Source organism: uncultured Alcanivorax sp. (assembly GCF_947258575.1).
Classification (GTDB): Bacteria; Pseudomonadota; Gammaproteobacteria; order Pseudomonadales; family Alcanivoracaceae; genus Alcanivorax.
The window spans coordinates 390,906-405,413 of record NZ_CAMYIV010000002.1 but is presented as its reverse complement, the minus strand read 5'-3'; the positions used below and the strand labels follow the sequence as shown (position 1 = coordinate 405,413).

General features: G+C 56.8%; 14 protein-coding genes. All 14 read right to left on the bottom strand.

Annotation, left to right across the window (positions count from 1 at the left end; all coding sequences use genetic code 11):
* The 14 genes from Q0Y02_RS02030 to Q0Y02_RS01965 all read right to left on the bottom strand — a co-directional run bounded on the left by Q0Y02_RS02030 (nt 1) and on the right by Q0Y02_RS01965 (nt 14,344).
* Complete coding sequence (locus Q0Y02_RS02030) at nt 1–516, bottom strand: type II secretion system protein M (RefSeq protein WP_297763665.1); 516 nt, start codon at nt 514–516, stop codon at nt 1–3.
* Entirely contained in the window at nt 513–1,649 is a 1,137-nt protein-coding gene (gene gspL / locus Q0Y02_RS02025; RefSeq protein WP_297763662.1) for a type II secretion system protein GspL, read from the bottom strand. Before gspL ends, Q0Y02_RS02030 begins: the two co-directional genes overlap by 4 nt.
* Nucleotides 1,650–1,718: 69 nt before the next feature.
* The gene (gene gspK, locus Q0Y02_RS02020; protein ID WP_297763659.1) at nt 1,719–2,759 is read right to left on the bottom strand and encodes a type II secretion system minor pseudopilin GspK; all 1,041 of its coding nucleotides are present in this window, start codon (nt 2,757–2,759) and stop codon (nt 1,719–1,721) included.
* The gene (gspJ, locus tag Q0Y02_RS02015; protein ID WP_297763656.1) at nt 2,756–3,394 is read right to left on the bottom strand and encodes a type II secretion system minor pseudopilin GspJ; all 639 of its coding nucleotides are present in this window, start codon (nt 3,392–3,394) and stop codon (nt 2,756–2,758) included. The genes gspK and gspJ overlap by 4 nt, the downstream gene beginning before the upstream one ends.
* Entirely contained in the window at nt 3,391–3,771 is a 381-nt protein-coding gene (gspI, locus tag Q0Y02_RS02010) for a type II secretion system minor pseudopilin GspI (protein WP_297763652.1), read from the bottom strand. The genes gspJ and gspI overlap by 4 nt, the downstream gene beginning before the upstream one ends.
* Nucleotides 3,768–4,397, bottom strand: coding sequence for a type II secretion system minor pseudopilin GspH (gene gspH / locus Q0Y02_RS02005; RefSeq protein WP_297763648.1), 630 nt, complete (start codon nt 4,395–4,397; stop codon nt 3,768–3,770). The genes gspI and gspH overlap by 4 nt, the downstream gene beginning before the upstream one ends.
* 1 nt (nt 4,398) lies before the next feature.
* On the bottom strand, nt 4,399–4,824 hold the full coding sequence (gene gspG / locus Q0Y02_RS02000; RefSeq protein ID WP_297763645.1) for a type II secretion system major pseudopilin GspG: 426 nt from the start codon (nt 4,822–4,824) through the stop codon (nt 4,399–4,401).
* A gap of 8 nt (nt 4,825–4,832) precedes the next feature.
* Complete coding sequence (gene gspF, locus Q0Y02_RS01995) at nt 4,833–6,053, bottom strand: type II secretion system inner membrane protein GspF (protein WP_297763642.1); 1,221 nt, start codon at nt 6,051–6,053, stop codon at nt 4,833–4,835.
* 15 nt (nt 6,054–6,068) lie between these two features.
* Nucleotides 6,069–7,571, bottom strand: coding sequence for a type II secretion system ATPase GspE (gene gspE / locus Q0Y02_RS01990; protein ID WP_297763640.1), 1,503 nt, complete (start codon nt 7,569–7,571; stop codon nt 6,069–6,071).
* Nucleotide 7,572: 1 nt separating this feature from the next.
* Nucleotides 7,573–8,709 (bottom strand): response regulator, encoded by a 1,137-nt coding sequence (locus Q0Y02_RS01985; protein ID WP_297763637.1) that lies wholly within the window; start codon nt 8,707–8,709, stop codon nt 7,573–7,575.
* 7 nt (nt 8,710–8,716) lie between these two features.
* The gene (locus tag Q0Y02_RS01980; RefSeq protein WP_297763634.1) at nt 8,717–9,262 is read right to left on the bottom strand and encodes a chemotaxis protein CheB; all 546 of its coding nucleotides are present in this window, start codon (nt 9,260–9,262) and stop codon (nt 8,717–8,719) included.
* Nucleotides 9,263–9,294: 32 nt separating this feature from the next.
* Nucleotides 9,295–9,777 (bottom strand): response regulator, encoded by a 483-nt coding sequence (locus tag Q0Y02_RS01975; RefSeq protein ID WP_297763632.1) that lies wholly within the window; start codon nt 9,775–9,777, stop codon nt 9,295–9,297.
* Nucleotides 9,778–9,790: 13 nt separating this feature from the next.
* Nucleotides 9,791–10,654: a protein-glutamate O-methyltransferase CheR gene (locus Q0Y02_RS01970; RefSeq protein WP_297763629.1), complete on the bottom strand. Its 864-nt coding sequence runs from the start codon at nt 10,652–10,654 to the stop codon at nt 9,791–9,793.
* A gap of 18 nt (nt 10,655–10,672) precedes the next feature.
* Nucleotides 10,673–14,344, bottom strand: coding sequence for a response regulator (locus Q0Y02_RS01965; protein ID WP_297763625.1), 3,672 nt, complete (start codon nt 14,342–14,344; stop codon nt 10,673–10,675).
* Nucleotides 14,345–14,508 lie beyond the last annotated feature (164 nt).

The window sequence follows — 14,508 nt, the reverse complement described above, 5'->3', positions numbered from 1 at the left end:
TTATTGCTGCAGAGTTGCCCGAACGGTTGCAGTGCCGGATTTGCCTCCCGGCGTCATTTCCAGGTTCCCCAGCTGCACCCCCTTCTCTTGCAGGGACTGCAACCAGAGCACGGTCTGGGCGGCAGGCTGTTCTTCAAGCTGGATACGGACTGAGCGATTGCCATCCGGGGAAAAGCCTTTCAGGGTAAGGCCAAAATCATCCGCACTGCGGCTCACATCACTGACCCAGTTGTCGGGCAAACGGCTATTGCTGTTGCTGCCGGCACGGGCGGCCTGCACCGCACCGCTGTTAGCGTTAATCCATTCCAGGGTCTGCATGTTAGCCACGTATTGCTGGCGGGCTTGATCCCTGGCAGCCAGTGACGGCGCCCAGATCAACCAATACAGCACCACGAAAACCGCCACCCCGGCGAGCACTTTGAGTACCGTCTGTTCGCGGGCTTCTCGGCTGGCATACCACTGCTCCAGCTGCGACCAGCGTTCGGAAGCCAGTTTCTTCAATTCAGCAGATGTCATCCTGGCTGCTCCACCTTGATCCGCGCACTGACGCCCTGGGCGCCGTTGCGATAATTGGCAATGGAAGCATTGCCTCCCTGCTTCCTTATGGCGTTCTGCAGGGCTTCAAGCTGGGCGTAATCCTTGGCCCCCACATCTACCAGCAACACATTCTGGCGCTGATCATACTGGAGTCGCTTGGGCTCCACCTTCATGTCCTTGAGGACCTGCGCTACCGGCGCCAGCAGCGGGAAAAAGGCCGCACCGCCACCATCCGCACCACCACCAAGGCGAGCCAGACGCCCCTGAAACTGGCGATTCAGTGCAGAGGTTGCCTTGTCTCCGGGGAACAGTTGCTCATAGCGATCCTTGGCTTGCGCCAGGGCGGCATCCGCCGCCCGTTGATAACGCCACTGCTGGACCCAAACGGCCACCACGGCCACCAGAAATACAGCCGCTGCCAGGTAGGCAACCGGACGCCAGGGCCCTAGCAGCGCACTTTCCCTGCGGTTTTGGCGTGGCATGTAAGGGCCGGTAAGCAGCTCCTGTCCGTGGCGATGGCGCAGGTCGGCAAACAGGACTTGCAGGTCGACCTGACGGGCCTGATCCAGGCTGTCACCCAACAGCGGGGCAAACGCTTCCTGCTGGTCTTCGTCAATAACCAGCCCCTGCTCCCGGTCAATTAACAACAGTTGCTGGCCATTTCCCAGGTCTGCAGTCAACGGCAGCACGGCCTGCAGGCAATCCGCATCGACTTGTAATGAGGCCAGGTGGGCACCGGCCTCCCCCGCCCATTGCTTGAGGTTGGTGATCAGTTCGCGACGCACCGCCGACACCTGATAGTCGTCGCCGCCCCCCTTGCGGGAAACGAACCAGAGGTCATCCGGATTATCGAGCAGCTGTTCTTCCAGCAAATAAGGAAGCACTCGCTGGAGGTGGCGTGCCTGTTTGCGGCTGAGAGTGACATGGGTCAGCCTTGCACAGGAGACACTGACAACCACAGCGACTTTGCTGCCCTGGCAGGCAGCCAGCGCCTCACCCAGGGCAAGCCATTGTACGGTTTCACCGTTGCGGTACTGGTACAGCACCGGGCTGTCCGGTTGCCATTCGGTTTCCCCGGCGCCGGCAAGGTAAATCAAGGGAGCATCTGCCACGCTAATCCGTCCTTCCATCATTATTCTTCAGCATGTGCCACACAATTGCGGAGCCACATCTGGCTTTTGTCAGGTACCGTCAGCATTGTAGAAGGGATTGCACGCCGGTTCGAGTGGCGTCAGCAGTGGACTGACCTGACGACTGAACACGGAGGTTGTTTTCCCTTGGCCATTGGCCCGATGAAGGCGGCTGACCAGTCGACTGAGCTGGCCATCCACTTCCACATTTACCATTACCTGAAAATACTCGCTGCTGACACCCAATAGACTGGCAAGATCGTTTTTCTGATTGGCGTTAAGGCCATTGAAAGCGGGTTCCTGCATTAAATTACTGATTGCCGTTATGGGGGCCTTCTTGCGTTCCTCTATTACTGCTTTGACTGCCCCTGTGCCAGCCACGCTGCCAATCACCGCATCCAATACCTGCGGTGGCGCAGTATTGACGTTCAAGGTAGTGCCTTGCGGTAATGCAGTAAACAGGCCCCACACCAGCGATTCAGCGGGCTGACTATTGACCCGAAAACTGAGCAGTGCGCGCAGTTCTGACTCGTGCGACACAGGCATATTAGGCGTACGTCGGTTTCGGTACTCCGGATCTTCTGCCCCTTCCACACTGTCTACAATATTGTTGCTGTCCAGCCAGTCAGCCATTTCATTGGCCAGCCGTGAGGGATTGGCTTCGGGCGGAAACGTCTGTTCGATGAGGCGGGTCAACTGAGTGATGGCTTCGGGGTTTCGGATAAATTGTCCGCCGGATGTCGTAATCAGCCAGTTCAGGTTAAAACGCCCCTGCAAATCCTGGACGCTGGCGCTGAGCATGGCGTCGTCATAGGGGGTGGGCGGCAACTGCACAGCCCACTGCTCTTCGACACAGTCGTCCACCATGGCATTGTTGTTGCGATCATCATCCAGATCATCGATCAGCCCCTGCTGGGCGACCACCTCTGCCGCCATGGCGTATTGATAGCGCTTATCCCACTGCAGCAAGTTATCTGCCCGGGTCAGGAAGCGATCCTGCCGGAAAACAATTTCCAGGGTAATGGTACTGAGGATGGCGAACAGCATCAGCACGATAATCAGAGCCACACCATGTTGCTTGCTGGCTGTCATGTCCACGGGTTCACCACCGTACGGTAGAAACGGTGAATGGTATCGCCATCTTCCAGCTCAATTTCCACTTCGATGCTTTTCGGTAATCGCTGCTGCCAGACGGGAACCGCAGCCAGGGCCACATCCGGCCACAGCTCCAGCCATTGCCACTCTCCCTGTGGAGTCTTGTCGAGATAACGCACCGTAAACCGGGCCACATCGTCGATCAGCACATCTTGCTGATATTCGGTGGCCACATTGGTATCCAGCACTGGCCAGTAACGACGATAGAGTTTGCCGTCTTCCAGCGTATAGATAACCCGCTGCATCTCACTGCGCTGACGCAGCCCGAAGGGGTTGGACCAGCCAAGTCGGGTAAATTCCACGTAATTGTCGCGGCCGATAATGGCGGGTTGCGGGTCGCCATAGGGATCGCGGACCGGGCGGCTGATCAGTTGCTCGAAATCCAGGGTCAGGTAGGTGATGGCGCGCTGGTTGCGCTCCATGATGCTGGCGTTGGCATTGAGTTGCTCACGGCCCTGCAGCGCACTGCCGAGGAAGCTGGCTACCCACACATAGATAAACGCAAAGATGGCGATAGTGACAACCATCTCCAGCAGCGTGAAGCCTTTGATCGCAGCGCGCCCTGTCATCATGACGCCGGCTTGCCGATCAAACTTGCCAAGCGGTAGGCCATGCCACCCTTGTCGTCACCCTGAAGCGGACCCACTTCGATATCCACACGCCGGGTATCCGGATAAGGACCTTCGGAAATGGTGGTTTCTATCCACCAATCACGACCGTTACGGGTGACTTCACTGTCAGAGGTGCCGGTAGTGGGCCATTGCTGATACACCTGCATTTCCACCAGCTTGTCAGACGCCACCAGAAATCCCAGATGCGTTTCGTTGATATTGGTGTAGGCCCGCGCGGTGGCGCCCATGCTCTGCCCGAGGGTCACCATCACCAGGGCCAGGATGGACACGGCGACCAGCACTTCGACCAACGTAAAGCCCTGATGTCCACGTCTCACTGCTCGCCCTCCTCGTCATCCCCGGCGTCAGGATCACTGAACTGGCCCAGTGCGGAAACGCGCAAACGTTGCTCGGCCTCCACATCATCATAGGCACGAAGCGTCACTGTCAGCGGCGAGACTTCACCACTGGGGAAGAAAAACACCTGGGGAAAAACCGCCTCGTCCTGATCGGAGCCGTCGCTTTCTTCGTCATCAAGCAATGCCTTGCCCGACCCGGCCATTACATCGTCCTGCACCAGGGTTTCGGCCACCTCACTCAGGCTGGCCTGATCTTCACCCAGATCATCAAGCTCCCAAACCAGCTCCAGTGAAGGCGGCAGTCTGTGAGCCTTCAGTGCCGTATCATCCACGGGCAGAAAATCACCCTCAATTCTGTCGTAGGCCAGTGGAGTCCAGCCGGTGGTTTCCAGCCGCAAGGCCAGCAACTGGCCAGAGAACAGGCTGCGCTCATTGAGTAGCGCCAGGGTATCTTCCAGGCGGGCCGCTTCCTCTTCGAGCTGGCGGTCATCACTGGTCCAGTTTCCCTGGGATACCAGCACCGCCGTTAGCAGCCCCATCAGCATCACCACCACCATGATTTCCAGTAGCGTGAATCCGGCCTGACCGACGGGGCGTAGGCGCATATTACTGAATGTCGCGCCAGTTGATGTCCGCATCAGTACCTTCACCACCCTCTACCCCATCGGCGCCCAGGGAAAGCAGATCGAAGGGCCCTTCGACACCGGGAGAGATATACACATAGTCATTATTCCAGGCATCCTCGGGCACGCTGGACAGATAGCCGCCGTCAGGCCATTTGCGGGCAGACGCCGGGCGCTCAACCAATGCATTGAGCCCTTCTTCACTGGTGGGATAACTGCCGTTGTTGAACTTGTAGAGGTCCAACTGCTGGACAATCTTGCCCATATTGGCCTTGGTCAGGTCCACTTTGGCCCCCTCGCCCTGCCCGATCACATTGGGCACGATGACTGCGGCCAGCAGGCCGATAATGGCCACTACCACCATAATTTCCAGCAGGGTAAACCCTGACATGGCGCCTTTCGTTTTCATTCTTCCACCTATCCGGCTAGTAAATTGTTCATTTGCATGATGGGCAACATGACCGACAACACGATAAGCACCACCACTCCCGCCATGAACAGCAGCATGATAGGTCCCAGCAGACCCACCATAGTACTGACAGTGCTACTCAGTTCTCGTTCCTGATAATCCGCGGCCCGGGTGAGCATATGATCCAGCTCACCGCTGGCCTCACCGCTGGCAATCATCTGTACCAGCATGGGCGGGAAATAGCCGCTGGCATCCAGGGCACGGCTCAGGCTGCCGCCCTCACGGACCTTGGCGGCGGCATTCTTGACCGCGTTTCTCACTTCAAGGTTACCCACCACCTGGGCGGCAATAAACAGGGCATCCACCAGGGGCACGCCGGAACGGCCGAGAATCCCCAGGGTGCTTGCCAGGCGGGCACTGTCCGCGGCCCGCAGCATGGTGCCCACCATCGGCATGGTCACCAAGCGGCGATGCACCCGCAGGCGGAATGCCGGGTCACGCATGGCTCGCATGAAAGCCACCACCGCGACAACAATCAGCAAGCACAGCAGCCAGCCCCAGTCGCGGGCAAAATCACTGAGTGCCATGACAATGCGGGTCAATAGCGGCAGCGTCTGTTCACGCCCTTCGAACACAGCCACCAGTTTGGGCACTACAAAGGTCATCATCAGCATGATGACAATGGTGGCAAACACCATGATAAAGGCCGGATAGATCATCGCCTGAGCCACCGAGCGGCCGGTGTCATGGCGGGTTTCCAGGTAATCGGCCAATTGCTCGAGGACTTGCTCAAGGTGGCCGCTCTGCTCGCCGGCCGCCACGGTGGCCCGGTACATTTCCGGAAAAGCCCGAGGAAAGGATTCGAAGCTGTGGGCCAGGCTGAAGCCCTCGCGCACCTTGGCGCGAACCGCCAGGATAATCCGTTCGATGCGGTCATTGGCAGCCTGCTTGGCCACCGCCGACAGGGCCTGCTCTACGGGCAGGCCGGATTTGAGAAGAGTGGCCAGCTGGCGGGTCAACAATGCCTGCTCGGCGCCATTGAGCTTGCCGGAACCGGAAAAGCGCCCCAGGCCGGCAGAACTGCTGCTGTCCTGGGCCTCATTGACCTCAATGGGAACCCAGCCCTTGTCACGGAGCTGTTGACGCACCTGGCGAGCACTGTCGGCTTCCAGCGTGCCTTTCTTGATTTTGCCCCTGTGATCCAGGGATCGGTATTCGAATGCAGGCATGGATCAGGGGTCCGGTCAGTCTTCGCGGGTCACACGCAATACTTCTTCCACACTGGTGTGTCCAGCCAGTACTTTACGCCAGCCATCCTCGCGGATGCCACTGGTGAGGGTACGGGCGTGTCGGTTCAATGCCAGTTCGCCGGCCTGGTCATGAATAAGCTGGCGCATGGTTTCATCAATCAGCACCAGTTCGTAAATACCGGTTCGCCCGCGGTAGCCCTGCTGGTTACAGGCATCGCAACCATTTGGATGATAGAGCGTACAGGATTCCCCTTCCGGCAACCCCATCATTCTCAATTCGCTGGCACTGGGCTGATACGGTGTCTTGCAGTCATCACACAAGACACGCACCAGTCGCTGTGCCAGGGCCCCGAGCAGGGAGCTGGAGAGCAGGAATGGCTCGATGCCCATATCCTGCAGCCGGGTCATGGCACCCACGGCAGTATTGGTATGCAGTGTAGACAGCACCAGGTGACCGGTCAGTGATGCCTGCACGGCAATTTCAGCGGTTTCCAGGTCACGGATTTCACCCACCATCACTACGTCCGGGTCCTGGCGCAGAATGGCGCGCAGCCCGCGGGCAAAGGTCATATCCACCTTGGTGTTGACCTGAGTCTGGCCGATCCCCTCGAGCTGGTACTCGATGGGATCTTCCACTGTGAGAATATTACGGGTGCTGTCATTGAGATCCGCCAGTGAGGCGTACAGCGTCGTGGTCTTACCGGACCCGGTAGGGCCGGTCACCAGGATAATGCCGTGGGGCTTGTGAATCAGTTCGCGCATGTGCTGGTCGCACACATCGCCCATGCCCAGATGGGACAGCTGCAGTCGCCCTGCCTGCTTGTCGAGCAGGCGCAGCACTACCCGCTCTCCATTACTGGACGGCATGGTGGACACCCGCACATCCACGTCACGGCCGCCAATTCTCAGGGAGATACGGCCATCCTGGGGAATCCGTTTCTCGGCAATGTCCAGCCGTGCCATCACCTTGATACGCGAAACCAGCAGTGGCGCCAGCTCCCGTTTCGGGGTGAGTATTTCACGCAATACCCCATCGACCCGCATGCGAACCACAAGGCGCCGTTCGAAGGTTTCAATATGGATATCGGAAGCATCCTCGCGGATGGCTTCCTGCAACAGGGCATTGATCAACCGGATAATCGGCGCGTCATCTTCCTGTTCCAGCAAATCGGAGGTTTCCGGCAATGAATCCGCGAGGCTGGCCAGATCCAGTCCTTCCAGGTCACCAGCCGCTTCCGCAGCAGCGCCGCGCTGCTGCTCGTAGGCGATGGCCATGGCAGCGGTAAAAGCAGCCTCATCCATGGGCACCAGCGCCGGCAACCGTCCTATATAACGCTGAACCTCACTAAGAGCGGACAGCGGCACATCCTTGCGGTAGCACAACTCGCGATGGCCATCTTTTTCACGCAACAGCACACCGTAGCGCCGGGCAAACCCATAGGGCAGCAACGACGGGGGAAGGTCTTTATTTTCCGGCGTCTCGATGTGCTCGTTCATTTCAGTATTTATCCATCAGATTCTCGATCACATTAGCCGTGATCTTTGTCAGTTCCATGAACTGGAAACCCACCTGGTATTCCCCGGGGGCATCCAGAATTTCCGACCATACCACCCGCGCATCGAAGCTGATGGTGTTTACCCCGGCAATTTGATCCGGCAACACCATGCCCATATGTAACACCTCACCATGGGGAAGCTCACGGCGGGTAAACAGCTTGAAGCCGTCCAGGCTGATATTCATCAGGCGGCCCACGTTACCACCGGTGCTGCGATCGAACACCACCATTTCCCGAAACAGCTTCTTGCGCGGGTGGCGGCGATGATCCTTGCGACTGTCTCTCACATCATTTTCGTCGTCAGCCTTACGCAACACAATGACGACACCGGTAAAATTGCCGGCATCATCGTTGATAGCGTTACCGCGTACCGACAAGGCTACCAGTCCGTCTTCATCTTGTGTGTACAGGCTGTGTTCGTTTTTCCAGCCTTCCCCCTGCTGACAGGCCTGACGTAACGGTGATTCCTTCCACTCCCAGCGACGCTTGCCAGTGTCATCATTGAAAATCAGCGCCGCAATATCCTTACCTACCAGCTCATCGCGGGGGCGGCGCAGCAGGGCACAGGCCGCCTCATTACAGAAAGACACCTTGCCGCGGGCATCAGCCCCTATCAGGGCCTCGCCAAGGGCGTGTAGCAGGCGTTCGTTTTCGTCCTTCAGGCGTTTCATCTGTACCACAGCCTGCTGGAGTTTCTTTCGCTGGCGATCCAGTTCAAGAAACACATTGACCTTGGCTTCCAGTATTTTCTGGTCAATGGGCTTGAACAGATAGTCCACCGCGCCGCATTCATAGCCCTTGAACACGTATTTCTGCTCTTTGGATATGGCGGTGACGAAAATGATGGGGATATGGCGGGTTTTGTTGTTCTTGCGCATCAGCTCGGCGACTTCAAAGCCGTCCATTTCCGGCATCTGCACATCCAGCAACACCAGCGCGAAATCATATTTCAGCGCCAGTGAGAGTGCCTCGTTACCCGATTGTGCCATAACGAGGTTACGCCCTTCCCCGTCGAGAATTGCTTCAAGGGCGATAAGATTTTCCCTGTGGTCATCCACAACCAAAATGTTTTGCTTCATAGGTCTACTACCCTGCAACCTGTTCTGCCAGAAAGGGCCCGATTGCTTCAAGGTCGAGCACTCTGGAAACCGCACCTGTTTTTATTGCCGCTTCGGGCATGGCCGGTGCTTCTGCACTTACCGGTGACTGGGCAATGGTGAACCCGCCACGACGGTGAATATAGTCAATTCCTTTTGCACCATCTTCGTTGGCGCCGGTGAGAATAACCCCGGCAAGCTGTTTCCCGTAAACCGCCCCCGCGGAAAGAAACAGCTCGTCTACCGATGGGCGAGAAAAGAGTACAGCCCTTCCTGCAGAAAAAGCCAACGTCTCATCCTCTTCCACCAGCATGTGATAGCCGGGCGGTGCCACATAGACACAGCCCGGCTGTATCTCTTCCTTGTCTTCCGGCGCGATCACCGGCAGTTGACAATAACGGGCCAGCAACCATGGCAAACGATTTTCCGCGCTGGCATGCTGATGCTGAACCAGCAGAATGGCAGCCGGAAAGTCGGCCGGCAACGCCGACAGGATGCGAGTATACGCATTAAGGCCTCCCCAGGAGGCCCCCATGACAATCGCCTTTACCGGCCCGATTCTGTTCATCACGATGAGTTACCGCTACCCTCCCCTCGCTGGGTTTTTCCGGCTTCGTAGGCAGCACGATGGGCCTGAGCTTCACGCAGCTTCTCCTGAAGTTCGCGCCGCTGCTTGTCCAGGCTGAGAAAGAAATCCACTTTGCTCTTTAAGATCAATGGATCCAGGGGTTTGAACAGGTAATCCACGGCTCCGGCCTGGTAGCCCTTGAATACGTATTTCTTTTCCTTGCTGATGGCAGTCACAAAAATAATGGGGATGGTCTGCGTATCCTTGCGCTGACGCATCAATTCAGCAACTTCAAAGCCATCCATACCTGGCATCTGCACATCCAGCAGCACCAGAGAAATATCTTCCTTAAGCAGAACCTTCAAGGCTTCCTGACCGGAATGTGCCTTGATAAGGGTACGCCCCTCGCCTTCCAGGACTGCCTCCAGCGACACCAGGTTGGCGGGTTGGTCATCCACGAGTAGCAGCTTCTGCTCTATCATTGGTTGTCTCTAGTCATGCGTTGTGAAGTAATTGCCGCTTGCGGAAAATCCGTAGCGGTGTGTTGATCACATCAAAGGTCTCTTCCTGGCCGCTGAAACGCAGGCTTTCCTTGGTGCCCAGGCAGAGATAGCCGCCCATGTCGAGGCTGTCGCTAAACAAGCGAATCACACGGGCCTGCAGGGCACGATCAAAGTAGATCAGCACATTGCGGCACAGGATAACGTGCATTTCACCAAAAACCTGGTCCGTTGCCAGGTCATGGTCGGCAAAAACAATATTGCGCTTGAGGCGCTGCTCCATAATCACGCTGTCATAGCGCGCAGTGAAATAATCAGACAGTGAGTGTCGCCCCCCTGCCCGACGATAATTGTCACCATACTGTTTCACCGCCTCAATGGAATAAATCCCTTTTTTCGCGGATGCCAGCACATTCTTGTCGATATCAGTGGCATAGATCATGGCGCGGTCGTAGAGCCCTTCTTCTTCCAGCAGGATGGCCATGGAATAAATTTCCTCGCCGGTGGAGCACCCGGCATGCCATATCTTGATGAAGGGAAAGGTTTTCAATACCGGCACCACGTCTTCACGGAAGGCCCGGTAGAACTCCGGGTCCCGGTACATCTCGGTCACATTGACGGTGAGATCGTTGAGCAGGGTCACGAAGAACGGCCGGTCGCGCAGTACCTTGTCGGTCATTTCCATGATCGAGGCGAAACCGGACATGGTCATACGATGCATGACCCGGCGACGAATGGACGCCTTGCTGTAAGAGCGGAAATCGTACCCATACATCTGGTAGATAGCCTCCAGCAATAGCCGGATCTCGATATCCTCCACATTGATCTCATCATCATCGATGGGGTACGGCTCAGCCATTCATTGATCCTCCAGGGCCTACTTGTGGAGCCAAACCCGCAACAGCGAGGTGAGTTTTGCCATATCAATCGGCTTGGAGCAGTAATCGTTGGCGCCCGCCTGAATACATTTGGCCCGGTCGTCCTTCATAGCCTTGGCGGTGAGTGCCAGCATCGGCAACTTCTGGAAACGAGCCTGCTCGCGGATAAGCGTCATGGCCTCGTAGCCATCCATCTCGGGCATCATGATATCCATCAGCACGATATCCATATCCGGATGCTCCTCCAGAACATCCAGTGCTTCGCGACCATTGTTGGCAATGGTGATAGCGAAGCCCAGCTCTTCCAGCTGGGCCGACAGCGCATAAATATTGCGCATGTCATCATCCACCAGCAGCAACTGCTTACCTTCGAAAATATCGTCGCGATGCTCGATGGCATCCGTGCTGGGGCGGCGGTTGGCAGGCAGCGTAGACTCCAGCCAGTGCAGGAACAGAGACGCTTCATTCAGCAGCCGCTCGTGGGAACGCTCTGTCTTGAGAATGATCCTGTCAGCGTATTTGCGCAGCTTCGCTTCTTCTTCGCGAGTCATGTCCTTGCCGGTGTAAATGACCACCGGAACGCTGTCATAACTTTCACTGGCATGCAGGGTTTCCAGCAGTTCGAAACCGCTCATGTCCGGCAGGGTCAAATCCAGAATCATGCAGTCGAACACGGTCTCGCGCAGGGCTTTCAGGGCCTCTTCACCACTGGTTGCAGCGGTGATTTCCACACCTTTCTGATCAAACAGCTCGCGAATACTCTCGTGCTGGATCTCACTGTCTTCCACTACCAGCAGACGGCGCACATTGGTTTCGATGGCTCCTTCAATCTTGGCAAAGGCAGAGAGAATGTCATCCTGTTTGGCTGGCTTGGTGAGGAAATCGATGGCGCCCAGCTCAAGGGCTTTCTTGCGCTCATCCCGTCCCGACAGGAAATGTACGGGAATATCCTTGGTGCGCGGGTCGGCCTTGAGTTTCTCCATGACTTCCCAGCCATCAATGCCCGGCAAGCCGATATCCAGAATGATGGCGCTGGGGCGATAGTGGCTGGCGTATTCCAGTGCTGCCTCCCCATCAGAACAGATATGCCCTTCCAGCCCATAATCGGCTGCCAATTCCAGCAGGACATTGGCGAATTCGCTGTCATCCTCGACGATCAGTACGGTCTTTTCACGTACGACGAAATCATCGCGGGCGGGTTCGGCATGAGTCAGTGGTGCGGTATGGGCTTCCGCATTCGTGCCGATGTCTGCTTCCTGCGGCACACCGCCGGCTGATGCTTCCATGGACTCCTCGGAGCCTTCCGGCAGATACAGCATGAAGGTAGAGCCCGTGCCTTCTCCGTCGCTGTAGAGACTGATCTCGCCACCCAGCAAGCGTGCCAGTTCCCGGGAAATGGTCAGCCCCAGACCGGTGCCGCCATATTTGCGGCTGGTAGTCCCATCCGCCTGCTGGAACGCCTCGAAGATCAGCTTTTGTTTTTCAGCCGCGATACCGGTGCCCGTGTCGGTCACCGCAAACTTGATGGTCTGGTCACGCAGTAACTGTCGGGACGGCAGCGACTCGTCTTCTTCGGGGCGGGCGATGGTCAGCGTCACCGAGCCTTGCTCGGTGAACTTCAAGGCATTGGAAAGCAGGTTCTTGATGATCTGCTCCAGGCGCTGACGGTCGGTATAGAAGTAATCCGGCAGGTTGTCGCCCAGATTGACATGGAAATCCAGATTGCGACTTTCCGCCACATGGGCAAAGTTTCGGCGGAAATGCTCACCAATTTCCTGTGGGGACAAGTCATCAATGATGACATCCATCTTGCCTTCTTCGATCTTGGAAATATCGAGAATATCGTTGATGAGGCTGAGCAGGTCCGAGCCGGCAGAGTGGATTACCTGGGCGTGCTCTACCTGCTTGTCATCCAGATTGCCTTTTTTGTTCTGACCCAGCGCATTGGAGAGAATCAGGATCGAGTTGAGCGGTGTCCGCAGTTCGTGGCTCATGGTGGAGAGGAACTCGGATTTGTATTTGGAAGACATTTCCAGTTCGCGGATCTTGTCTTCCAGCTCGTGGCGCAGCAGCTCAAGCTCATCGTTCTTCTGCGCCATCTCACTCTTCTGCTCGGTAAGCAAACGCGCCTGAGCTTCCAGTTCTTCATTGGTAACGCGCAATTCTTCCTGTTGAGCCTGCAGACTCTCTTCGGAGGCGCGCAAAGCCTGCGTCTGGGATTCCAGTTCTTCGTTGATCGCCTTCAGCTCTTCCTGCTGCTGCTGCAGGCGGGATTCCGAGGCGGACAACTCCATGGCCTGTTCTTCCAGGTCTTCATTGACCTGGGCCATCTCTTCTTTCTGTCGCTCAAGAGCGACAGCCTGCTCCTGGGTCTGTTCAAGCATTTGCGCGAGACGCATGCGGCTTTGCACGCTGTGCACAGACACCGCGATCACAGACACGCATTGCTCCAGGAATGTCAGGTCTTCGTCACTGAATTCACGGAAAGCGCCGATTTCGAGCACACCCTTGATTTCATCATCATGGACAACCGGCATCACCATCACATTGCGAGCCTGCCCGGCACCGGTCCCGGAAGCGATACTGATGTAATCCTCCGGCACCTGCTCCAACAGGATGCTCTTGCGCTCAAGCGCACACTGCCCCACCAGGGACTCACCCAGCTTGAACGCGTTAGCCAGATGCTTACGCCGCTGCATCGCATAGGAGCTACTCAGGATCAGCTGCTCGGTGGAGGGGTCAAAGCTGTAAAACGCACCCACCTGAGCTTCCAGCACCGGCACCAGGAAACTGAGCATGTTATTGCCCAGCTGTTCAAAGCTCATCTCGCCGCGCATGCGGTTATTGAGCTCCGCCAGATGATTCTTGATGGTTTCCTGACGGCGGTCCTCGGTGTGGCGCTTTATCAGCGAGTCACGCATCTTGCGGATGGCGTGCAACAAGTGGCCGGTCTCGTCACGGCCACCCTTTTCAATCTTGGTATCCCACTTGCCATTGGCAATGTTGTCCGCCGCGTTCACCGCGCCTTCCAGCGGCAAGGTGATCGCACGGGTCACACGCAGGGCAATCAGGGCCAACAAGGTAAAGGCAACCAGACCCAGAAACAGGCCGATTTTCTGGGTGCTGAGGTTATCGGAACGACTGGCATTGAGCGTTTCACGAAACGCTTCGTAGCGCTGTTTCTCAAACGCTTTCTGGTGTGTCTCGTAGGCATCCTGCAGGCTGCGAACATGACTGATTCGCTGGTATAGATCATCGGAAGCCGTATCGTTGTCAATCAGGCTGCGCGCCAGAGTGGTGGCCTCACCGATGTAGGCACTGAAGCTACTGCGCAAGTCTTCAACGCTGCCCGACAGGCTGGGGTCGGTACGGCGGATATCCGCCAGCCGTTGCTCGAACTCGGCGGCACGACTCTGCGCTTCCTGCAATAGATCCGGATCGGCCTGGGTAATGGCCGCAATAAAGGATTCACTGATAGCAATGAAATCCACATTGTTGGCGTTGACCAGCTCCAGAACCGGAAAGTCCTGACTTTCGATCCGTTTCAGGTGATCAATATTGGTTTCGGCAATATAGAAGCTGTAGGCCGCATAGACCACAAACAACACAATGCCCAGTGCGGCCACAGACAGAATCTTCAGCCGCACAGACAGGTTCTGGAACCAGTTCATTCAGATAGCCCTCTCGCCTTTCCGGCTTTTTGTTCTCATTGCCCCCCGAAAGGGCTAGGCCCGAATCCGCGAACAGATCGCAGAAGCAGGCTAAGACTAAAGTGTGAGGCTACCAGAAAGCCTGGCAACACGGCAATAAAGTGCCTGAAGTTGCGTAACCAGGT